At 34.4% G+C, this 19,257-nt stretch carries 24 protein-coding genes; 20 read left to right on the top strand and 4 right to left on the bottom strand.

The genetic code is table 11. The features are described 5' to 3' along the window. The first annotated feature begins 3 nt into the window (after window positions 1-3). The 6 genes from B494_RS0115775 (at window position 4) to uvrC (ending at window position 7,980) form a co-directional block, all read left to right on the top strand. The gene (locus tag B494_RS0115775) at window positions 4-546 is read left to right on the top strand and encodes a CvpA family protein (protein WP_017473352.1); all 543 of its coding nucleotides are present in this window, start codon (window positions 4-6) and stop codon (window positions 544-546) included. Window positions 547-641: 95 nt separating this feature from the next. Continuing rightward, a complete protein-coding gene (polX, locus tag B494_RS0115770; RefSeq protein WP_017473351.1) occupies window positions 642-2,369 on the top strand; it encodes a DNA polymerase/3'-5' exonuclease PolX in 1,728 nt (575 codons plus the stop codon). A 1-nt stretch (window position 2,370) separates the two neighbouring features. Further along, window positions 2,371-4,719 (top strand): endonuclease MutS2, encoded by a 2,349-nt coding sequence (locus B494_RS0115765; RefSeq protein WP_017473350.1) that lies wholly within the window; start codon window positions 2,371-2,373, stop codon window positions 4,717-4,719. 126 nt (window positions 4,720-4,845) lie between these two features. After that, window positions 4,846-5,160, top strand: a complete 315-nt coding sequence (gene trxA / locus B494_RS0115760; protein ID WP_017473349.1) for a thioredoxin — start codon at window positions 4,846-4,848, stop codon at window positions 5,158-5,160. Between the two features lie 497 nt (window positions 5,161-5,657). Next, window positions 5,658-5,984, top strand: a complete 327-nt coding sequence (locus tag B494_RS0115755) for a DUF4870 domain-containing protein (RefSeq protein ID WP_017473348.1) — start codon at window positions 5,658-5,660, stop codon at window positions 5,982-5,984. 202 nt (window positions 5,985-6,186) lie between these two features. Further along, window positions 6,187-7,980, top strand: a complete 1,794-nt coding sequence (uvrC, locus tag B494_RS0115750; RefSeq protein ID WP_017473347.1) for an excinuclease ABC subunit UvrC — start codon at window positions 6,187-6,189, stop codon at window positions 7,978-7,980. A gap of 22 nt (window positions 7,981-8,002) precedes the next feature. Here the strand turns inward: uvrC and B494_RS0115745 are convergent, their stop codons facing one another. Continuing rightward, window positions 8,003-8,437, bottom strand: coding sequence for a YslB family protein (locus B494_RS0115745; RefSeq protein ID WP_017473346.1), 435 nt, complete (start codon window positions 8,435-8,437; stop codon window positions 8,003-8,005). Window positions 8,438-8,788: 351 nt separating this feature from the next. On the opposite strand from B494_RS0115745, the gene B494_RS20680 reads away from it, so the two are divergent. The 4 genes from B494_RS20680 (at window position 8,789) to B494_RS0115725 (ending at window position 12,112) form a co-directional block, all read left to right on the top strand. Continuing rightward, a complete protein-coding gene (locus B494_RS20680; RefSeq protein ID WP_017473345.1) occupies window positions 8,789-9,076 on the top strand; it encodes a helix-turn-helix domain-containing protein in 288 nt (95 codons plus the stop codon). Window positions 9,077-9,201: 125 nt separating this feature from the next. Then, on the top strand, window positions 9,202-9,549 hold the full coding sequence (locus tag B494_RS0115735; protein WP_017473344.1) for a histone-like protein: 348 nt from the start codon (window positions 9,202-9,204) through the stop codon (window positions 9,547-9,549). Continuing rightward, window positions 9,549-10,949, top strand: coding sequence for a hypothetical protein (locus B494_RS0115730; protein ID WP_017473343.1), 1,401 nt, complete (start codon window positions 9,549-9,551; stop codon window positions 10,947-10,949). Before B494_RS0115735 ends, B494_RS0115730 begins: the two co-directional genes overlap by 1 nt. Further along, on the top strand, window positions 10,925-12,112 hold the full coding sequence (locus B494_RS0115725) for a hypothetical protein (protein ID WP_017473342.1): 1,188 nt from the start codon (window positions 10,925-10,927) through the stop codon (window positions 12,110-12,112). Before B494_RS0115730 ends, B494_RS0115725 begins: the two co-directional genes overlap by 25 nt. Here the strand turns inward: B494_RS0115725 and B494_RS21755 are convergent. The 3 genes from B494_RS21755 to B494_RS0115710 form a co-directional block, all read right to left on the bottom strand. Then, window positions 12,086-12,547, bottom strand: a complete 462-nt coding sequence (locus B494_RS21755) for an ImmA/IrrE family metallo-endopeptidase (RefSeq protein ID WP_420884351.1) — start codon at window positions 12,545-12,547, stop codon at window positions 12,086-12,088. The genes B494_RS0115725 and B494_RS21755 overlap by 27 nt on opposite strands. Before the next feature lie 118 nt (window positions 12,548-12,665). Next, window positions 12,666-13,334, bottom strand: coding sequence for a restriction endonuclease (locus B494_RS0115715; protein WP_017473340.1), 669 nt, complete (start codon window positions 13,332-13,334; stop codon window positions 12,666-12,668). A gap of 1 nt (window position 13,335) precedes the next feature. Further along, on the bottom strand, window positions 13,336-13,662 hold the full coding sequence (locus B494_RS0115710) for a helix-turn-helix domain-containing protein (protein ID WP_017473339.1): 327 nt from the start codon (window positions 13,660-13,662) through the stop codon (window positions 13,336-13,338). Window positions 13,663-13,812: 150 nt separating this feature from the next. Between B494_RS0115710 and B494_RS0115705 the strand changes: the two genes are divergently transcribed. The 10 genes from B494_RS0115705 (at window position 13,813) to B494_RS21205 (ending at window position 19,171) form a co-directional block, all read left to right on the top strand. Then, window positions 13,813-14,034 (top strand): helix-turn-helix transcriptional regulator, encoded by a 222-nt coding sequence (locus B494_RS0115705; protein WP_017473338.1) that lies wholly within the window; start codon window positions 13,813-13,815, stop codon window positions 14,032-14,034. Window positions 14,035-14,045: 11 nt separating this feature from the next. After that, a complete protein-coding gene (locus B494_RS0115700) occupies window positions 14,046-14,396 on the top strand; it encodes a hypothetical protein (RefSeq protein ID WP_017473337.1) in 351 nt (116 codons plus the stop codon). Between the two features lie 45 nt (window positions 14,397-14,441). Then, on the top strand, window positions 14,442-14,582 hold the full coding sequence (locus B494_RS21215) for a hypothetical protein (RefSeq protein WP_017473336.1): 141 nt from the start codon (window positions 14,442-14,444) through the stop codon (window positions 14,580-14,582). A gap of 29 nt (window positions 14,583-14,611) precedes the next feature. Then, complete coding sequence (locus tag B494_RS21035; RefSeq protein ID WP_017473335.1) at window positions 14,612-14,770, top strand: hypothetical protein; 159 nt, start codon at window positions 14,612-14,614, stop codon at window positions 14,768-14,770. 64 nt (window positions 14,771-14,834) lie between these two features. Then, complete coding sequence (locus B494_RS0115685; RefSeq protein ID WP_017473334.1) at window positions 14,835-17,150, top strand: phage/plasmid primase, P4 family; 2,316 nt, start codon at window positions 14,835-14,837, stop codon at window positions 17,148-17,150. 1 nt (window position 17,151) lies between these two features. Then, window positions 17,152-17,565 carry a hypothetical protein gene (locus B494_RS0115680; RefSeq protein WP_017473333.1) on the top strand — a complete coding sequence of 138 codons (414 nt, stop codon included), beginning with the start codon at window positions 17,152-17,154 and terminating at the stop codon, window positions 17,563-17,565. Between the two features lie 5 nt (window positions 17,566-17,570). After that, window positions 17,571-17,870, top strand: coding sequence for a hypothetical protein (locus B494_RS0115675; RefSeq protein WP_017473332.1), 300 nt, complete (start codon window positions 17,571-17,573; stop codon window positions 17,868-17,870). A gap of 69 nt (window positions 17,871-17,939) precedes the next feature. Then, window positions 17,940-18,593 carry a hypothetical protein gene (locus B494_RS0115670; protein ID WP_017473331.1) on the top strand — a complete coding sequence of 218 codons (654 nt, stop codon included), beginning with the start codon at window positions 17,940-17,942 and terminating at the stop codon, window positions 18,591-18,593. Between the two features lie 261 nt (window positions 18,594-18,854). After that, on the top strand, window positions 18,855-19,028 hold the full coding sequence (locus B494_RS21210) for a hypothetical protein (RefSeq protein WP_017473330.1): 174 nt from the start codon (window positions 18,855-18,857) through the stop codon (window positions 19,026-19,028). 5 nt (window positions 19,029-19,033) lie between these two features. Then, a complete protein-coding gene (locus B494_RS21205; RefSeq protein ID WP_017473329.1) occupies window positions 19,034-19,171 on the top strand; it encodes a hypothetical protein in 138 nt (45 codons plus the stop codon). Window positions 19,172-19,257 lie beyond the last annotated feature (86 nt).

Genomic DNA, 19,257 nt, shown 5'->3' with positions numbered 1-19,257 from the left:
CACATGTTAGATATTATCATATTTGCATTACTCGTTTTCGGTATTTTCAGGGGATTAAAACGGGGTTTAATCTTACAAGTATTTCATTTTATTAGTTTTTTTGTAGCGTTCACAGTTGCTGTGATCTTTTATGGTCGTTTAGCCGGCCATCTAGAAATGTTAATTCCATATCCACGAATTGCTGCTGAGGAATGGGCCTTCTTTCAAGATGTCCTATCGTTAGAAAATGCTTACTATAATATGATTGCCTTTGCGATTTTATTTTTCGGTACAAAGATTATTTTAAGTATAATCGCCTCAATGCTAGATTCAATTGCTTCGCTACCTATATTAAGTGCATTTAATAATCTTTTAGGTGCTGTGTTTGGTTTTGTTGAACAATATTTAGTACTTTTTGTACTGCTATATATTGCTTCTTTGTTACCGGTCTCGCAGATTCAATCATTACTGGAAGGGTCGCGATTAGCTAGCTTGATGATTAATCATACGCCAATTTTATCAGAACAAATTCAATCATTATGGTTTGAGCATATTGTTAATGGATAACCCTTGTCATATAAGATGCAAGGGTTTTTCTTCCATTTAATAGGTTTCAGATAATCATTATCAACCGATTGATGATCGAAGCAGGAGGTAGAATGATGACATTAAATAAAAAGGATATTATTAAATTATTAGAGGAAATTGCTGTTTACCTTGAGCTGAAGGGAGAAAATCCATTTAAAATCTCAGCCTATCGTAAAGCAGCACAAGCCCTCGAAACAGATCAGCGTTCTTTAAATGAAATTGATGATTTTACCAAGATGAATGGCATCGGTAAAGGAACGGCGGCTGTCATTAATGAATATATGCAAACAGGGGTTTCAGATACATTAACACAATTGAAACAAGAGGTTCCTAGTGGTTTAATACCATTACTTGATCTCCCGGGATTGGGTGGTAAAAAATTAGCCCGTTTATACCAAGAGCTTGGTGTTGACGATCAAGATAGCTTGAAGCAAGCATGTCAATCAGGTCAAGTTGCTGATTTAAAAGGATTCGGACAAAAAACAGCAGAAAAAATATTAAAAGCAATTGAAGACGTTGGCAAACGTCCGGATCGCTTGCCATTTGATGTGATGTTACCATTTGCTAATGCAATCGAACGTTATTTAGAGACGATTACAGCGATTACACGCTTTTCATTGGCTGGTAGTATGCGTCGTATGTCTGAAACGATAAAAGATTTAGATTTTATTATCGCAACAGACCAACCTGATGTTGTAAAAGCAACTTTACTTGATATAGACGGCATTAAAGAAATAATAGCAGCAGGGGATACTAAAGTATCTGTTGTCATTGCTGGTAAATATGATATCTCTGTGGACTTTCGTTTAGTGACAGACCAACAGTTTGCGACAACCTTGCACCATTTTACCGGATCTAAGGATCATAATGTGGCGATGCGCCAACGGGCAAAAGAACAAGGTGAGAAAATTAGTGAATATGGTGTTGAATCTTTAGAAACGGGAGAAGTGACAACCTTTGCTACAGAGGAGGCTTTTTTCAATCACTTTGGCTTAAATTACATTCCTCCAGAAGTAAGAGCATTTAACGGAGAAATTGAGGCATTTGAACATACTGTTGATTTAATTGATATTGCAGATATTAAGGGCGATCTTCATATGCACACGACATGGAGTGACGGTGCGCAGTCGATTGAAGAGATGGTTCAATTGGCAGAAAAGCGTGGTTATCAATATATCGCTATTACTGATCACTCTAAATTTCTTCGCGTCGCCAATGGTCTAAATGAACAGCGACTTCGTGAACAGCGCCAAGAGATTGAACGGCTAAGACGGGCATATCCCAACATTGAAATCTTGTGCGGTGTAGAAATGGACATTTTGCCGGATGGCAACTTAGATTTTAGTGAGAACTTTTTGAAAGAGATGGACTTTGTTATCGGTGCGATTCATTCAAGTTTTAATCAAAGTGAAGCTGAAATCATGAATCGCCTATTTCGAGCGATGGACAGTCCTTATGTTAAACTGATTGCTCACCCGACAGGGCGTTTGATTGGAAAGCGGGAAGGTTATCGGGTAAATGTGGATCAATTGATTGATAAAGCTAAACAAACAGGAACGATTTTAGAATTAAATGCAAATCCAAAACGTTTTGATTTATCTGCTGAATGGGTAGGTAAAGCACAAGAAAAAGGGGTTCCGATTGCCATCAATACCGATGCCCATAGTGAAGCGACGTTAAGCTATATGGAAGAAGGGGTACGAGTAGCACGCCGAGGATGGCTAAAACCAGATACGGTTGTCAATACATGGTCAATTGAGCAGTTGCAAGCATTTTGGAAAAGAAAAGAGACAGGTGATTAAAATGAATAAACGCATTTTTCGCGTTTTAGAATTTAACAAGATTATCGATCAGTTAGTTGATCAAGCCGCTTCTTCATTAGGGAAGGAACAGGCAAGGCAATTGAAACCAGCCTATGATTTAGAACATGTACAACAATTACAAGAAGAAACCGATCAAGCCGTTCAAGTGGTGAGACTGCATGGCGATGTGCCATTTGGTGGGATTACTGACATCCGTCCAAGTTTGAAACGTGCCGAAATCGGAGGAATGTTAAATCCCCAAGAGTGCCTGCAGGTTGCCAGTACACTTTATGGTGGAAAAAAGCTCAAGCGCTTTATTGAACAAATGGAGGATCCAGATATCCCGGTGATCCGAGAGATGGTTGCCCAAATTGAGCCGTTAAGTGAACTAGAACAAGAGATTAAAAGCTGTATCGATGATCATGGCTATGTCATGGATGGGGCATCCGATCAGTTACGCTCGATTCGAACAAAAATTAGGACAAGTGAGAGCCGAATACGTGAGCGCTTAGACAACTATACACGCTCTAAAAGTCAAATGTTGTCTGACGCGATTGTCACCATTCGAAATGATCGTTATGTGCTACCGGTGAAGCAAGAATATCGAGGTGCAGTTGGTGGAATTGTCCATGATCAATCAGCCTCGGGTCAGACACTTTTTATGGAGCCGCAAGCAGTGGTCGAATTAAACAATGCTTTATCAGAAGCAAAAGTAAAGGAAAAGTCAGAAATTGAACGTATTCTAAGCGACTTGTCGGTTCGAATCGCTGCAGACCAAGCAGATTTACGTCAAAATATTGATCTACTTGCTATGCTTGATTTTATTTTTGCCCGTGCGAAGTTAGCGCAATCGATGCGTGCAGCAATGCCTGCTATTAATGATCAAGGTATCATTGACATGAAGCAAGCCCGCCACCCTTTATTAGCGGACAAAGAGGTGGTCGCAAATGATATTTTATTAGGAGAAGATTATCACGCGATTGTGATTACCGGTCCGAATACTGGTGGGAAAACGGTTACCCTTAAACTCGTTGGATTATGTACGTTAATGGCACAGTCAGGCTTGCAAGTTCCAGCCTTAGATGGCTGTCGCTTATCAATTTTTGACGATGTGTTTGCTGATATTGGAGATGAGCAGTCCATTGAGCAAAGCTTAAGTACGTTCTCTTCACATATGACAAATATTGTTGAGATATTAAAGCAAGTAACAAGCAAAACCCTTGTGCTCTTCGATGAACTCGGAGCAGGAACGGATCCACAAGAAGGTGCAGCATTGGCGATGGCGATCTTAGACGATGTCGTTAAGAAAGGCGCTCGGATTATTGCTACCACCCATTACCCAGAGCTCAAGGCTTATGGTTATAATCGGGACGGGGTGATTAATGCCTCAGTTGAGTTTGATGTTGAAACATTAAAGCCGACTTATCGCCTTTTAATTGGGGTACCTGGTCGCAGTAATGCCTTTGACATTTCACGGCGTTTAGGCCTAACTAATGATATCATTAGTTCTGCAAAACAATTGATTGGTACCGATTCAACAAGTGTCGAGAATATGATTGAGTCATTAGACACAGCACGCCGAAAAGCAGAAGCAGATTATCATCATGCAGAAAAGGTTTTACAAGACGCTGAACAACTGAAACAAGATCTTGAAAAGCAATGGAAGCAATTTGACCACGAGCGTGAAAATTTATATAAAAAAGCAGAACAAAAAGCAGAAAAAGCAGTTGAAAAAGCTCGACAAGAGGCAGAAGATATTGTCGCAACTATTCGTCAAATGAAAGATCAATCTGCTCTGAAAGAACATGAATGGATTGAAGCAAGAAAATTATTTGATGATGCCCAACCTGAATTATCCAAAAAAGATAACCAAGCTGAGTACGCTCGATCGACGACTAAAACTGAACAGCTTAAGGTTGGTGATGAAGTTAAGCTGTTAACGATAAATCAAAACGGGACAGTTATTGAAGTGATTGGTGATAAGGAATGTCAAGTTCAGGTTGGCATGATGAAAATGAAAGCAAAGAAAAAAGACCTTCAGTTAATCAAGCGTGATAGCCCAGTGGTGGAACAACCCCTTGCAACGGTTAAAGGATCTAATTACCATGTCAAAACAGAGTTGGACTTAAGAGGTGAACGTTACGAAGATGCAATACAGCAATTAGAGAAATATATAGACGATGCCTTGTTAGCGGGATACCCACGTGTTTCTATTATCCATGGCAAAGGGACAGGAGCGTTGAGAAAAGGGGTACAAGACTTTGCAAAGAAGCATCGCCATATTGCTTCAGCAACTGCTGGTGGTATGAACGAAGGCGGAAGCGGTGTGACTATCTTCGAGCTTAAATAAAACAGCGGTATGAATTGTTAAAGTCAGGATATAATACGGGTGAGCAGACTGCTAGCCAATAAATGCCCCTAGGTGGTATACTATCCCTTGAAGATGATAAGCTTTATTTTTTAGGAGGAATATAGAATGGCAATTGTAAATGCAAGCGATGCAAACTTCGCAACTGAAACAGGATCAGGACTTGTTTTAGCAGACTTCTGGGCACCTTGGTGTGGTCCTTGTAAAATGATTGGACCGGTTCTTGAAGAACTTTCTGAAGAAATGAATGACAAAGTAAAAATTGTGAAGCTTAATGTTGATGATAATCAAGAAACCGCTAGTAAATTTGGTGTGATGAGTATCCCGACTTTATTGCTTTTCAAAGACGGTGAAGTTGTTGATCAGGTTGTCGGCTTCCAACCTAAAGAAGCGTTAGAAGCGCGTATTAATCAACACGCATAGTTTATGGTTTCCCTCAATGCGTCATCACGACGCATTGATATTGGTTATATAAATGCGTAAAAAAATCACCTTGCATACATGGCTTGGTGATTTTTTGCTTTTAGTAAGGCGAATATACGACAAAGAAATCGCATATATAGAACGATGGGTGTTTGATTAATAAATGATATGGAATATATTTTCTTCTAACATTAAAAAATAGATAAGTTTTTTTAATTTTTTCAGTACTAAATCTCATATTCCGCTAGTCAAAAAGTAGTGCGAGGTAAGGATTTAAGTTGTTTTTGAGCAAATATAATCATAAATCGACAGATAAAAAAGCTTAATTACTAAGCTTTTTTAACTAGAATGTTTTATTAAGTAGTACTAAAATATTGTTTTATTCAGAAGATATTGTAAATCACCTTTTGCTATGCTAATATTTCCTACAGATCAGATAATTTCTGTAACTTTATTTTATTGTTGCAATCTTGTCTTAGAATAAGGAGGAAAGAGAAATGGAAGAAGCAAAAGCTGTCGATCAAAATGATGTACAACAAAATAAAAACATTGCAATGATTGCTTATTTAATCTTTTTTATTCCGTTACTAGCGGCAAAAGAATCTAAATTTGCACGTTATCATGCCAATCAAGGCCTAAACTTGTTTATTTTTTCAGCTGCTATTAACATCTTAGGTAGCCTTATCCCTGTAATTGGTGGCTTTTTCATTATACCTGTAGGAATGTTTATTGCTCTTGCTTTAATGATTGTAGGTATGCTTAATGCGAATAAAGGCCTACAACAACCATTGCCGGTAATCGGTAGTTTTGAAATAATTAAGTAGAAACTTTGGCTTGATTTAAAATCAATAGACCGTCGACAAAGACTTATGTTGATAGACTTCCGTCTACTAACATAAGTCTTTGGTGTTTAGATAAGAAGTCTATTTAAATTTTATATATTAAAAATCAAAATTAAATTGGCAAAAGCAAGTGTGTGTTATAATAACGGGTAAGAACTAGATATTAAGATGGAGTGTAGCGCGTATGTCAACATCAATCCAAGAAAAATTAGCTGTCCTACCGGCTCAACCGGGTTGCTACTTGATGAAGGATAAGCACGGGACGGTTATTTATGTTGGGAAATCTAAGAAATTAAAAAATCGTGTGCGATCTTATTTTGCCGGTGCAAATGATCAAAAAACACAACGGCTTGTTCAAGAAATTACTGATTTTGAATATATTGTGACATCTTCAGAGATAGAAGCATTAATCTTAGAAATGAATCTTATTAAAAAGTATGATCCTAAATACAATGTTTTGCTTAAAGATGATAAAAGTTACCCATACTTAAAAGTGACCAATGAACGCCATCCACGTCTAATTATTACGAGAAAAGTTTTAAAAGACAAAGGAAAGTACTTTGGTCCATACCCCAATGTGTTAGCAGCGAGGGAAACAAAGAAGCTATTAGATCGAATTTATCCTTTAAGGAAATGTAACAATCCTCCGGGTAAACCCTGTTTGTATTATCATTTAGGGCAATGCTTAGCCTGTGCAGAGGTGCCTCCGTCTAAAGATGAATATCAAACGATTGTCCAAAATGTGGTGACTTTCTTAAATGGTGGGCATCAAGAGATAAAAAAGGAATTGAAAACTAAAATGGAGCTAGCAAGTGAGGCACTGAATTTCGAACGCGCAAAGGAATTACGTGACCAAATGCAACATATTGATGCGGTAATGGAACAACAAAAAATGACCTTAAATGATCGAGTGAATCGTGATGTATTTCATTACGCTTATGATAAAGGTTGGATGTGTGTGCAAGTCTTCTTTATCCGCCAAGGAAAATTAATTGAGCGCGATGTTTCAATTTTTCCGTTCTTTGACGATGCAGAAGAGACATTCACCACGTTTGTGGGACGTTTTTATTTACATCATAATCATATTAAGCCGAAACAGGTGCTTGTACCCGCACCGATTGATTATCAATTGCTTACTGAATTATTAGATGTTGATGTCATGATCCCGTACCGTGGTCGCAAAAAAGAGCTGATTGAGTTAGCAGGAAAAAACGCTGAAATTGCTTTAGCTGAAAAGTTTTCACTAATTGAGCGGAATGAAGAACGTACGATAAAGGCTGTTGAACGGCTTGGTGAAAAGCTGAATATTGAAATCCCTCATCGCATTGAAGCATTTGATAATTCGAATATTCAAGGGACAGACCCTGTGTCAGCTATGGTGGTATTCATTGATGGTAAACCAGATAAAAAAGAATATCGAAAATACAAAGTTCGAGATGTTAAAGGGCCAGATGATTATGACACAATGCGCGAAGTGATACGCCGTCGCTATTCACGTGTGCTAAAAGAAAATCTACCTTTACCCGATCTGATTTTAGTTGACGGTAGCAAAGGACAAATAACAGCAGCTACTGAAGTGTTGGAAGATGAATTGGGGCTTGATATTCCTTTAGCTGGTTTGGCTAAAGATGATAAGCATAAGACAAGTGAACTTCTATATGGTGTCCCTCCTGTTGTTGTTGATTTGGGTCGCCAGTCTCAAGAGTTTTACTTAATTCAAAGAATTCAAGATGAAGTCCATCGTTTTGCCATTACATTTCACCGTCAACTTAGAGGGAAAAGTGCGTTTAAATCAGAACTCGATGCTATTCCAGGCGTTGGTGAAAAGCGACGTAAGTTATTATTAACACATTTTAAATCGATTACAGATATTAAACAAGCACCGATAGAAACATTGAAAAGGTTAGGTATCCCTGAACCGACGGCACAGATTATTTTAAACCACTTAAATGAAGAAAAAGACCTTAGCCAAGAGTAATTTAGCTAAGGTCTTTACATATTTACCGATAGTGCTGCACCCGCAACTCCACATAGTTTTTCTTAGGTTTTTCTTCTTCAACACACTCACAATTATATTGATATAATGTCTCCATTGCAGCTGCTAAAAAACCCGATTCTAAACGGTAATCAGTCTCAATTCCCAATTCATAACGTTTCGAGATCACCCGCGTCTGTAATTTGAAAATATGTTCTGAACGTTTTTCTTTCATCATTTCCAGTGTTCCCCAACCGGTTTTATAGAAAAAATCAATAATTTCATCAATCGATTTCCATTCCATTGCCCGCGCTAAGTTTTTTCCTAATACGTATAAAATCGTTGCTGCATCTGTTCCCAAGAGGTCAGGTAAAGCTACATACCTTAGTAAATCATAACCAGAACCACTGGTATCTAATTGCTCAACAACGCTCTTTATTTGTTTCATGTTACTGTGCATAAGTTATGCTCCCTCCAAACATTGACCCTATCTTCTATTATCGCTTTTGAGGACAACGATTGCAATGTTTAAAGCAGAAAAAACGTTAAAAAATATGTTCAATTCTTCATTACAATTGGTGTATGGCGTTAAGTTCCAAGAGTGTTAACTGCAATAAAGATGAGTCTTTCTTTTATTTAATCACGCAGAAGTTATTTGCTAATTGTAGATGAGACGGTGACAGGCGTTGGTTTTTAAAAGAATATGCAAAAGTAAAAGCACAGAAACCGGCATAAATCATAAAATACCATGACTAAATGAATTAATACCCTTCAAATTGCAGCTTTAAGGACAGCAAGGAGGGGTCTAAATTTGAAAGATCACGACTACAAACCGAAGCAATTATTGACCAAACGTGAAAGAGAAGTATTTGAATTACTGGTGCAAGATAAAACAACGAAAGATATCGCAGATGAACTATTTATTTCACAAAAAACGGTAAGAAATCACATATCAAATGTGATTCATGGTGATTGCAAACAAACTGTAAGTGCCTTTCTTTCTAAAGAAAATATTATTCTGTGGGTATTAATCACAAAATTTATGAGGGAGTTAATTTTGAATAACATCCTACTAATTCATTACACAAATCTTCCTTAAATCAAATTTTAAGGAAGATTATTTAAGATAATTGATAAAAATTTTAATTCGACAAAAAAAGACAGCAATTATATAGGTATTTTGATATACTTTGTAAAAATACATTTGGAAAAAGGGGTTTCTGTATGATCGAAAATCTTGATGAAGAAGTAAAATTGATTAAAAAAGGAACATTAACAAAATTCTCAAAGGAACACTCGAAAATTGAAGGAACTAGGATCAAAGATGAAGCAAAAGAATTATTCGGTGATCAGTTGGAACAGTTAGCAATAGTAATGTTTAGAAGAGCAGAGGAAATTACTAGATGTAAAAGTAGGAAAACTATTTTTCCTGAAGACTTCGAGGAAGCATATGAAGAGTTGATGCAACCACATGTTTTTATAGAAGAAATAGTAAATAAACTTGAAGAGCAAAAAAGTGAACTAAAAGAGATAGCTGAAAACTCGATGTTGAGGCACATGGAGGTATATTGATGAAGGAGGATACATTTTTTTTTAGGGATAAATACACTATTAAAGAAATGGTTCGTAGGATATATTCTGAACAATTTATAGAACATTTTAAAAGTTATGCGATAAATAAAGAATTAAATAAAGAAAGTTGTTATAGGGGGCTACTTAAACGGTTTCGAGATAATTCTAATGGTTTAAGGAATGAGATAGAATCTTGCTTTGAAAAATACGGTAGGCAAGGAGATCGATTAAATGTTAAATTGTATGTTTTAAAAAAATTTGAATATAAATACTCTGAAGAGATAGAAGAAAGACTTAAGGATCTTCAGACTCATAAACGTAATATTCGTTTGATAGATTCAATATCTCCCGGATTAAAGGATGATACGTATATTACTAAAGTTAAATTTGATAGAAACAAATTAGATTTAAAAATTACCATAGAACAAGCTGTGATTAATCAAGATGAAGAAATTCCAGTTGAAGTTATAGATGAAATTTCTATTGAGACAAGACTTTACTTTAATTCCGGAATTATTGCAGTTTATAATCCTAAAGGAAATGAGAGTCATGTGAAAAATATTATAAAAGTGATTTATCTTATTATTAAAGGGCATACGCCGGATTATTATCCTGTTATTTTGGATGAAGCTCAGTTAATCATGTGTAATCTTCGCTTAAATGGAGATGTCTCATCTCCAAAATTTTCTTCTGGAGAAGATTTAAAAATTGATATGTACGGTATACATGCGGGTAATACAGAAAATCCTATTGTGAAGTTTGTGGGTGATTCTCAACTTGAAATTTATGAACTTTCCACAAGATCGATAATTCAAGGACATAATTGCAGTATGAAAATTAATAATAATGGAAAAGTACAAATTGAGACATATGTTACATCAGATGTACTAGATGTTATTGTTTTACATTTAACTTGGATAATATTTTCTGAGAAATACTACAAAGATTATAATGCCCAGTTAAACCTCTATCTAAAACAGATGTATAAAGCAAGTTTAGGTGTTCATAGAGATAGAAAAGTAGGCGAGATTAAATCACAATTAGAAGGATTGATAAAAGAAAATACTAACAAGGAATTTAAAATGAAAGAATTAAAGTTGCTTGTTACCATAATTTATAATTTATCGACTATGATTGCAGAATCTGACTCTGTTTATTCATTAAGTCCTGAGTTAACATCTGACCATAGTCTAAAAGTAGGTGAATGTGATACGATTAAAGATTTTTTATCAAAATACATGGTCTTGAATAAAAATAAAAATAAATCGGAAAGTGATGAATTAAGTAATTTAATATTATCATTTTTAAAGAGTTTAATTTATGATTCAAATGGTGATGGAGTGATTATTATAGAAAAATACGAGGAATGGTTAAAATGTCAGAATACAGTCTTTCAATAGAAGAAATTAGCTGTTTAGATCTTATTATTAGTCAAGTTATTTCAAATACAATTGCAGATATAAAAGTTAATTTCAAAAAAATTGAGAGTCATCAACTTTTTGATCGAGAAGGTTACGAGAGCCTAAGGTTAAAAGGTATTATAGAATTAAATGAAAAGGAAATACCCAAAATATCTTCTGAGGATGATCTCGAGATTTTGGAATTAATAAAGCAATCTTATCTAAGTATAAATGAAAAGGAACTAATAAAGTATTGGTTTAGAACGGTTCTAGCTAATGCAGGGTTAGACCCTTCAATGGATGTTCCAATCAGAGAAGATAAGAATTGCTATTTTGTTAACACAGATGATTTTCTGGATTTTAAATCTAGAGTGAATTTTGTAGTAGATAATGATGTGAAATTTTCTAAAGGAATTCATGTTACATTCATAAACGATGTTAAGGAGAGTCTTTTTGATGATTTAATTTTTTGGGACATTCCATTATCAAATGAACCTTCTTCGAATCAATTTCTAAATAAACTAAAAGAAGGGAGTAGAAAAGAAGCGAGCAATATATTTAATTATATCAATACTCCTAGTGGTTTAGAAGATATAGAGATAGATGAGTATAGGCATGTAATAAGTGAATATCTAAAATTGATAGGCTATAGATCGATAATTAATTCGGATGATTTTCTACCAGAAAGCTCTGATTACTATATCCCTATAGAAGATATTAGAGAAGGCTATACAAATAATGAATTTAAAATACTTATCCAATATTCAAAAGATAGAATCACATTTTATACTTTTAAAAATGGATTTAAAAATAATTGTTCCGAAGTAGAAAATCACATTGAAAATATTTCAAATTTTCTTTTGCGAAAATCAAGAGCATACATGAAGTTTAAGAGAAAAAAAGAATTAAATTTTATGAGTGACATTAGACAGATGTTTGTAGTAATAACTTCTATAGCTGTAAGTTTGTTCTCATCTGTGAAAATATTATTCTTTTCTGATCCAACTATAACTAGTGCATTAGCAAATACATTTAATTCATTAGCAGGTATAGTAACAATTTCATTGCTGTTATGGCTAGGATTTTATCCTCAAATAAAATTATATTTTTTTAAATGGGATAAAGGATTAAAAGAATTAAAATCTAATAGTCCTCCCAGATAATAGAACGTTTTCCACGCTATTATTTTGGATTTGGTTGAGACGATTAAAACACAAATTAGTAGGCACTTTAAAATCCTGTGATAATTGATTGATAATATATTTAGAATTAAGATCATACTTCATAAGCATAAAATGTGGGAGACAAGCATATCTGCTAAATCTTGTACTATCAAATTCTTGCCATTCTAAAAATGCTTTTGGCATTTTTACTTGAGAACCACGATGCCTTAGAATATGACCAAGTTCGTGGAAAAACCGTTCCCTTTGTTGGGGAGCGGATATTCCATTAAATATATTTATTGCCTTGTAACCTCTACGCTCATAACTGTATGATCGACTTTTTGTATACGTTAGATTTACGTTTAATTCATATGCGATCCTTGTTTCCTTGATTTGGTACGGCTCATTAATTCCAATACTCTTATATAGATTCATAATATAAATTTCTGCATCAAAAGGTCTATAGTTCTGGTACAAAATTATCACCCCACGACCATTATAAGAACAAACGTTCTCATTTTCAATACTAAAAAGCTAATATCTTTCAAAGATATTAGCTAATCTTCTTTGCTTGTTCTTTTCTCCAGGTGTCTACTTTGCTTCTAACCCACTCAATACCATGTGTTTCAATTTTATATTTGTCGGCTTGCAACATAGCATCTTTAGTGTATGTAGTTGTTGTAATAAACCGTGCAATTACACAGTCATGATTGAGTTTAGCAGAGTTTAGCTCCCGAATTTCTTTCACGGTAATTTGGTTTCCAGAGTTAAGATAATGCTTAATTTGTACAGCTTCATATGTTTTATGCTGTCTTTGATATATGAGTAGATCGACACCGCCATCAGCACCTTTTCCAGTTTCTTTAGGCTTGTAACCCTTAGCTTTGTAATATAAAAAGCACAGGCGTTCAAATTCATGACCAGACATTTTCTCTAATGGCATCTTTAATATTTGCTTGTCTGGAAGAAGTCTTGTTGTAGGCACTTTGTTTTTAGTAGCAGAAGGCTTCTTTTTAATAGCTTTTTTTGATGTTGTTTTTCGTTTTGTTTTCTTATTCTTTGGTAATATTGCAATAAGAATTTGTGCTAAGATGTTTGGTGCGATTAAAACTGCTATAAGGAAGTAGAAGCTTAATCCTTGCGTAAAGTAAAAAAATACACCAGCGAACATGATCGAAATTCTTAACAATTCAATAAATCCTTTTGCTTGCGTTCTATTCAAATTATTCTTCCTTCCCTTGCTTAGACTTCCATTTAACATACTCAATGTGTTCTTTTATGTCTGCGATCTCATCCTCATTGAGTCCTTCCATATCAAAGAAGAATAAATTTTCATCTTCTTCAAATTGTTTCTTTTCCGTTCTGCCAAGAAGATAATCAGCTGATACACCATAAAATTCAGCAATTTTATTTAAGGTATCGTAATCTGGTTGTCGTGTTCCTTGCTCGTAATTTGCCAGCTTTCCTCTTGAAAAGCCAAGACGGTCAGCCACTTCATACTGACTTAAACCTTTTTCCTTTCTAAGGGAAACCAATCTATCTTTAAGCATGTACAACACTCCTTTCCACTTATTATAAGAAACATATAGTTTCTATTCTATAAAAGACACGAAAAGTTTCTTAAAATCATTGACAGAAACGAAATGTTTCTGTATATTTAAGTTTGTAAGACACAAATTGTTTCGTTGGAGGTGAAGAATTTGAGACAATTATTAATTGAAGCAAGAGGTAAAGAATCGCGTCCACATATAGCTGAACAGTTAAAAATAACCCCGCAGATGTTAGGGGCAATTGAGCGAGGGGATCGCACACCTTCTTTACTTCTTGCTAAAAAAATTGCTGATCTTTATGGACACAGTATTGAAGATCTTTTTTTTAATCAAAACAGAAACGAATCGTTTCTGTTGGCGAAAACAATATAAGGGGTGAAACTATGTCAAATAAAACTATCTACAAAGGTACAACCTTTGATTTAACAAGAATTGCTCAACTAACAACAAGTGAAATTGCTGAAATCGTTAGTCAAGTAAAGGAAGATCATTCATACAGCTTAAGTCCATTTACTGGATATATCGTTTCCAAAACAGAACGAGCTGTTAGTGATGTCATTGGGGTGTCCATTGTTACATTAGCATGCACCTTTCATTTCGCTTTTCAATCTGATCGACAGCAAGGTTATCGGCTTGAAGAAAAACATTTCCTAATCAATTATGACATTGAGCAATTAGCTGAGCATATTAAGATGTTCAGGGCTGCTTATTACTCAACTGAAAAATATGGTTAGTCCTTCTCACTGTACTGCATAAGTTAGAAACAAAGGAGGGATTACATGCCAGAAAAAAAGAAAAAACGGAAATCAGTCATTTACATTGGTACAAAAACGTATGGGACTATACCAAAGGAAGAAGCCTTTAATAAGGCTGTAGAACCATATTTTAAAGAAGAGAAAAAGGAACTTATTGTATCCTAATTGTACCATTTTATTGAAAGGTTGGTTAGATGGAAAAGATAGAGAAGCAAAAAGTTTTAGCCACTGTTATAAAGTCGCTAAGAGCAAAAGGATTACTAATTGATTATGCAAGCTCTTTTTATACAAAAGCAGGACAAGTTAACCGTATAAAAAAACAGCAAGTGCGCCAACACTTACTGCATAAATAAACTTACAAATTTACTTTATCATGATTATTTTATTTTTCAAGTGTTATCAGGAAGGAGCAACTCTATGAATTTAGCACTATTAGAAACTGAGCCTATCGATCTAACAAGGTTGTTTCCCTCAGCAAATAAACCTTTAAAAATTATCAAATTAATTGGTTATTCCAATATTAATAAAGAACATGACTATAGTGTTGCCAAACGTCCATTTATGAAGAGGTGGCAGGATCTAAATGAACCTGGTTTAGATCAAAAGCAAGAAATAGCTTGGCTTAATCAAAAAGGTTGGACAGGATTAGTCATTCCAGATGGCTACGATGTAATTGACATTGACGAGATGCAGGAAGGAGAAGCCATTTTTCAAGCTTTGTTAACTGCTGAATTTAAATTTCATGCGATCAGAACAGTTAGAGGCTATCAGTTTTTCTTTAAATCGACTGGCAAAATAACAGGGCAAGATGCCAAAGTTTTAATGGCAGGTGGTTTTGTTGGAGATTATCGTCTTGCAGGACGTGGACAAGTTGTTATGCCCAGTCAGAACACAGAAGGTCGTGAATGGGTTCATATATGTGATTCAGAACTTGATCTTATGCCAATTTTTTTTGAAAGGCTAAAAAAGATAGAAGGAAAGTCAAGACCTTTTGAAGTGCCTGTTTATGAAGGCGGAAGAAATAACACATTATACAGTCACTGTTGTAGACTAATTGAATTTGGGTATTCACAGAAGGATGTATTATATATTGTTCGTTTCTTAAATCGATTCTTTTTTATACCATCAATTGATGATCGAGAATTTCAAGCTACGTTAACGAGTGCTTTTCAACATGAAGCAAGTGGAACGAACTATAGTTTGATAGATGAAGAAGAAGAGACTAAACCCACTTTTAATATGACCGAAATGGGAAATGCTGAAAGACTAGTGTACCGAAATGGCTATAATTTACGTTATTGCATTGAATTTGAAGAATGGTTGCTTTGGGATGGAGCGACTTGGATTGAGGATAGAAAGCGAAAAATAGAGCGTATCGCTATTAAAACATTTCGAGAAATGTATAGTGAAATAGCCAAAGAAGAAGGTACTGATCAACGTAAAAAAATATACCAATGGGCACAATCAAGTGAGCGAAGTTCTGTCTTTTTAAATAGTATTAGTCGCGCACAAGCCATGTTGCCTGTGACGCAAAATGAACTGAACAAAGATCCCTATAAATTAAATTGTTTAAATGGTGTTGTTGACTTAAAGACAGGTTCCTTTCTTGAACACAGAAGAGAATACTTAATGACTAAAAATACACATATTAATTATGACCGTGAAGCCACATGCCCGAATTGGATTCATTTCTTAAATAGTATTTTCAAAAATAATAAAGGTGAAGTTAACAAAGAACTCATTGAATTTATTCAAAAAGCTGTTGGTTATGCGTTGACAGGTGATACAAGTGAGCAAGTGGCTTTCTTTCTGTGGGGAACAGGGCGTAATGGTAAAAGTACGCTAATTAACACAATTAAAGACTTATTGGGTGATTATAGCAAACAGACAAATGCAGATACATTTACCAATAAGATAAACGAGGGTGGCATTAACAATGATATTGCTAGATTACATGGTTCAAGATTCGTTTCAGCTGTGGAATCAGAGGACGGTCAAAAATTATCGGAAGCGTTAATTAAACAATTAACAGGAGGAGAGCCAATTACTGCACGTTTTTTAAGAAAAGAGTTTTTTGAGTTTATGCCAGAATTTAAAATCTTCTTTACTACAAACCACAAGCCGATTGTAAAAGGTGATGATGAGGGGATTTGGAGAAGAATACGGTTAATTCCCTTTGATTTTAAAATACCTAAAGAAGAAGTAGATAAGCACTTGCCAGAAAAACTTCAAAAGGAATTACCAGGTATATTAAATTGGGCGATTGAGGGTTGTCTTAAATGGCAACAGGAAGGATTAAAAGAGCCTGAGGATGTTAAAAACGCTACGGATGAATATAAAGAGGAAATGGATCTACTGTCAAGCTTTTTAGATGAATGTTGTGTCATTAGATCAGAAGCAAAGGTTCAAGTAGGGGAGCTACATAAAAAGTATCTTGCTTGGGCAGAGGAAAACGGAGAATATCCATTAAAGAAAAGGGCATTTAACAACCGTATTTCTATGAAAGGTTTTCAAAAAAGGAAGTCTACTGGAAATAAAACGTTCTTTTTTGGTTTAGGTTTATCTTCTGAATTTGAAAATGAGTTACCTAATAGTTACTCAGTTACCCAAAGTTACACAAAATCAGCAAACCTTCCTATAGACAGTGGAAATCAGAGTAAACAAGAAAATAAGTCACTTAAGGTAACTAAAGTAACTGAAAGTAACTCTGAAATGATCGAGGAGGAGATTTGAAATGATCAGTAAACTCTTAGACCATTTAAATGACCAAAACATCCAGATTGTTGTGCTAAACAATCAAAAGATAAAGCTATTATACCAGAAAAATCAAATAACAAAAGAGTTAAAAAATCAGATAACAAAGTATAAGAACAAAATAATAGCAAGACATAAGCAAAATGAGCAAGCCAGATCAAAAGGGTTTAATGTATATGGTCATGGTGATTTATACGAGTATCGCTATGGATTTGGATCTTATTTGTTCATAGAACGTTATTCAAATGATTTAGTCACCGCCTGGAGAGCCAATTATCCTAAGGGTGGTGACAAACCTTATAAGATCAAGACAATCCGTAAAAACAGCAATTTTGAACGAGCATTTGAAGATGCCGTTGGTTTTATCGATTGGTTAAATAAACGAAAGGGATGATTTAATTGTATTTAGAGCGTGTAAAAGCAAAAGGGAAGACATATTTATATTTGCGCAAATATGCAGTTAGAGATAATTATTGTAATAATTCAATGACGGTGTATAGATTTGGCAGGATAGATAACGCATTAAGACAAATGTATAAGTGGCAAAAAGATTTTAGTGAATTTCCCGAAGAATTAAAGAAGGAGGGTTGTAAAAAAAAAGATTTAAGCAGTTGGATAAATACATTAGAGTCAGGTTTACACCCTACAGGTCGTTCTTTCACTACACAATATAATATATACAATGTTTTGAATGGTTAATACCATGTTTTTTGAAAAGATACGCTTTTTTTTGTATTATAAAGTTAACTAGAAGATTGGAGTGAAGATATGTTAGAAAATGAAGTAAGGGAACTTTTTCTTGATCTCATAAAGAGGTACGTAAAAAAACATGAGAATTTTGATAATTATAAGAAATTCCAAAGAAAACATAACCAAATTTATGTGTGTAGTTCTATATTGTCTGTCGTGTTACTTGCTCTTGCTATTATATTTAATTTGGAACTTTTAGGCTTTTTATTTTTCCTATTAATTCTTTTAATTATACACTTACACGTAAGAAAGCACAAAAAAATATATGATTCCTATTTTTTTTCATTCAAAGATAAAAAGGAAATCTATCACCAATTTAGATGTTTAATTAAACAAAAAAAATTAACAATTGAACAAATTAATGAGCTTTACAGTATTTTTGAGAAAGAAGCAAATAAGATTCGAAAAAAACATGCTCAGACAAGAATTTTATTAGGTGGATTACTTTTTGTAGTTTGGAATGAATTTGTTAAATTTATATTTGTAAAACCTGAACTTAGACTTTTTGATCTTATTATGTTAATTTCTTTTGCACTTGTAATTGCTTTTATAGTGATGAATATCCAAAAATACTTAGACTATATTTTTAAGAATACAAATCTTAAATTTGATACCAATAAGAAATTACTATATTATTTTACTGAATATAGAATTGAAGAATTAGGAAATTAAACATGTACACCGTGCAGCTTTTAAATATAATTTATATATTTAATTCTGCACGGCTTTTTTTTGCTTTTTAAATGACTGACTGCATATGAATCTTGATATACCTAAAATAGTATACCTTTAATGGATTTACGAGTAAGTTTAACTTTGTTAGACGAAAATTAAAAAGAATAGTTTTGGCATACATACGTTCGGTTTTGGGATACACAAATGTTTTTTGACTCGTTACACTAGAGTTAATCAAGCAAGTGCAGGGGTGATTTGATGAATGAGGCAACGGTTGTTGTACCAGTTGATCCAAGGGAAATGACGAGAATGGTTACAGATAATGGGGAGATCCACATCATTCATGAAATTACACTAGGAGATCTTTTAGTAACAAGCGTATTGTTTACGATTATAATCTTTATGCTGATTAGCAGAGTGGCTAGGAGGTAAAGTAAATGTTTGAAATGGTAGACTTTACGATACTTGAAATAGTTCTAGTCTATATTGTCGTTGGTTCAGCCGGATTATTAACCTTTCCACTTGCACTATTAATATTTACAGCTATTGAGAGGGGTACTAAAAGATGGAGATAGGCGGTCTAATGGCTGATGCCTTTAAAGCGTTTTTGGGAAACCCTGATATCATGGCTGTATTACTTAGTTGGACGGTGTTTATCACT

This window comes from Amphibacillus jilinensis Y1 (assembly GCF_000306965.1).
GTDB classification, from domain to species: Bacteria; Bacillota; Bacilli; order Bacillales; family Amphibacillaceae; genus Amphibacillus_C; species Amphibacillus_C jilinensis.
This window is presented reverse-complemented; position numbering and strand designations above follow the sequence as displayed.

What these genes read in the sequence shown, in the direction of transcription:
- B494_RS0115775 (WP_017473352.1), top strand. Translation starts at nt 4, where the DNA reads ATGTTAGATATTATCATATTTGCATTACTCGTTTTCGGTATTTTCAGG.
- polX (WP_017473351.1), top strand. Translation starts at nt 642, where the DNA reads ATGACATTAAATAAAAAGGATATTATTAAATTATTAGAGGAAATTGCT.
- B494_RS0115765 (WP_017473350.1), top strand. Translation starts at nt 2,371, where the DNA reads ATGAATAAACGCATTTTTCGCGTTTTAGAATTTAACAAGATTATCGAT.
- trxA (WP_017473349.1), top strand. Translation starts at nt 4,846, where the DNA reads ATGGCAATTGTAAATGCAAGCGATGCAAACTTCGCAACTGAAACAGGA.
- B494_RS0115755 (WP_017473348.1), top strand. Translation starts at nt 5,658, where the DNA reads ATGGAAGAAGCAAAAGCTGTCGATCAAAATGATGTACAACAAAATAAA.
- uvrC (WP_017473347.1), top strand. Translation starts at nt 6,187, where the DNA reads ATGTCAACATCAATCCAAGAAAAATTAGCTGTCCTACCGGCTCAACCG.
- B494_RS0115745 (WP_017473346.1), bottom strand. Translation starts at nt 8,437, where the DNA reads ATGCACAGTAACATGAAACAAATAAAGAGCGTTGTTGAGCAATTAGAT.
- B494_RS0115735 (WP_017473344.1), top strand. Translation starts at nt 9,202, where the DNA reads ATGATCGAAAATCTTGATGAAGAAGTAAAATTGATTAAAAAAGGAACA.
- B494_RS0115730 (WP_017473343.1), top strand. Translation starts at nt 9,549, where the DNA reads ATGAAGGAGGATACATTTTTTTTTAGGGATAAATACACTATTAAAGAA.
- B494_RS0115725 (WP_017473342.1), top strand. Translation starts at nt 10,925, where the DNA reads ATGTCAGAATACAGTCTTTCAATAGAAGAAATTAGCTGTTTAGATCTT.
- B494_RS21755 (WP_420884351.1), bottom strand. Translation starts at nt 12,547, where the DNA reads ATGAATCTATATAAGAGTATTGGAATTAATGAGCCGTACCAAATCAAG.
- B494_RS0115710 (WP_017473339.1), bottom strand. Translation starts at nt 13,662, where the DNA reads ATGCTTAAAGATAGATTGGTTTCCCTTAGAAAGGAAAAAGGTTTAAGT.
- B494_RS0115700 (WP_017473337.1), top strand. Translation starts at nt 14,046, where the DNA reads ATGTCAAATAAAACTATCTACAAAGGTACAACCTTTGATTTAACAAGA.
- B494_RS21215 (WP_017473336.1), top strand. Translation starts at nt 14,442, where the DNA reads ATGCCAGAAAAAAAGAAAAAACGGAAATCAGTCATTTACATTGGTACA.
- B494_RS21035 (WP_017473335.1), top strand. Translation starts at nt 14,612, where the DNA reads ATGGAAAAGATAGAGAAGCAAAAAGTTTTAGCCACTGTTATAAAGTCG.
- B494_RS0115685 (WP_017473334.1), top strand. Translation starts at nt 14,835, where the DNA reads ATGAATTTAGCACTATTAGAAACTGAGCCTATCGATCTAACAAGGTTG.
- B494_RS0115680 (WP_017473333.1), top strand. Translation starts at nt 17,152, where the DNA reads ATGATCAGTAAACTCTTAGACCATTTAAATGACCAAAACATCCAGATT.
- B494_RS0115670 (WP_017473331.1), top strand. Translation starts at nt 17,940, where the DNA reads ATGTTAGAAAATGAAGTAAGGGAACTTTTTCTTGATCTCATAAAGAGG.
- B494_RS21210 (WP_017473330.1), top strand. Translation starts at nt 18,855, where the DNA reads ATGAATGAGGCAACGGTTGTTGTACCAGTTGATCCAAGGGAAATGACG.
- B494_RS21205 (WP_017473329.1), top strand. Translation starts at nt 19,034, where the DNA reads ATGTTTGAAATGGTAGACTTTACGATACTTGAAATAGTTCTAGTCTAT.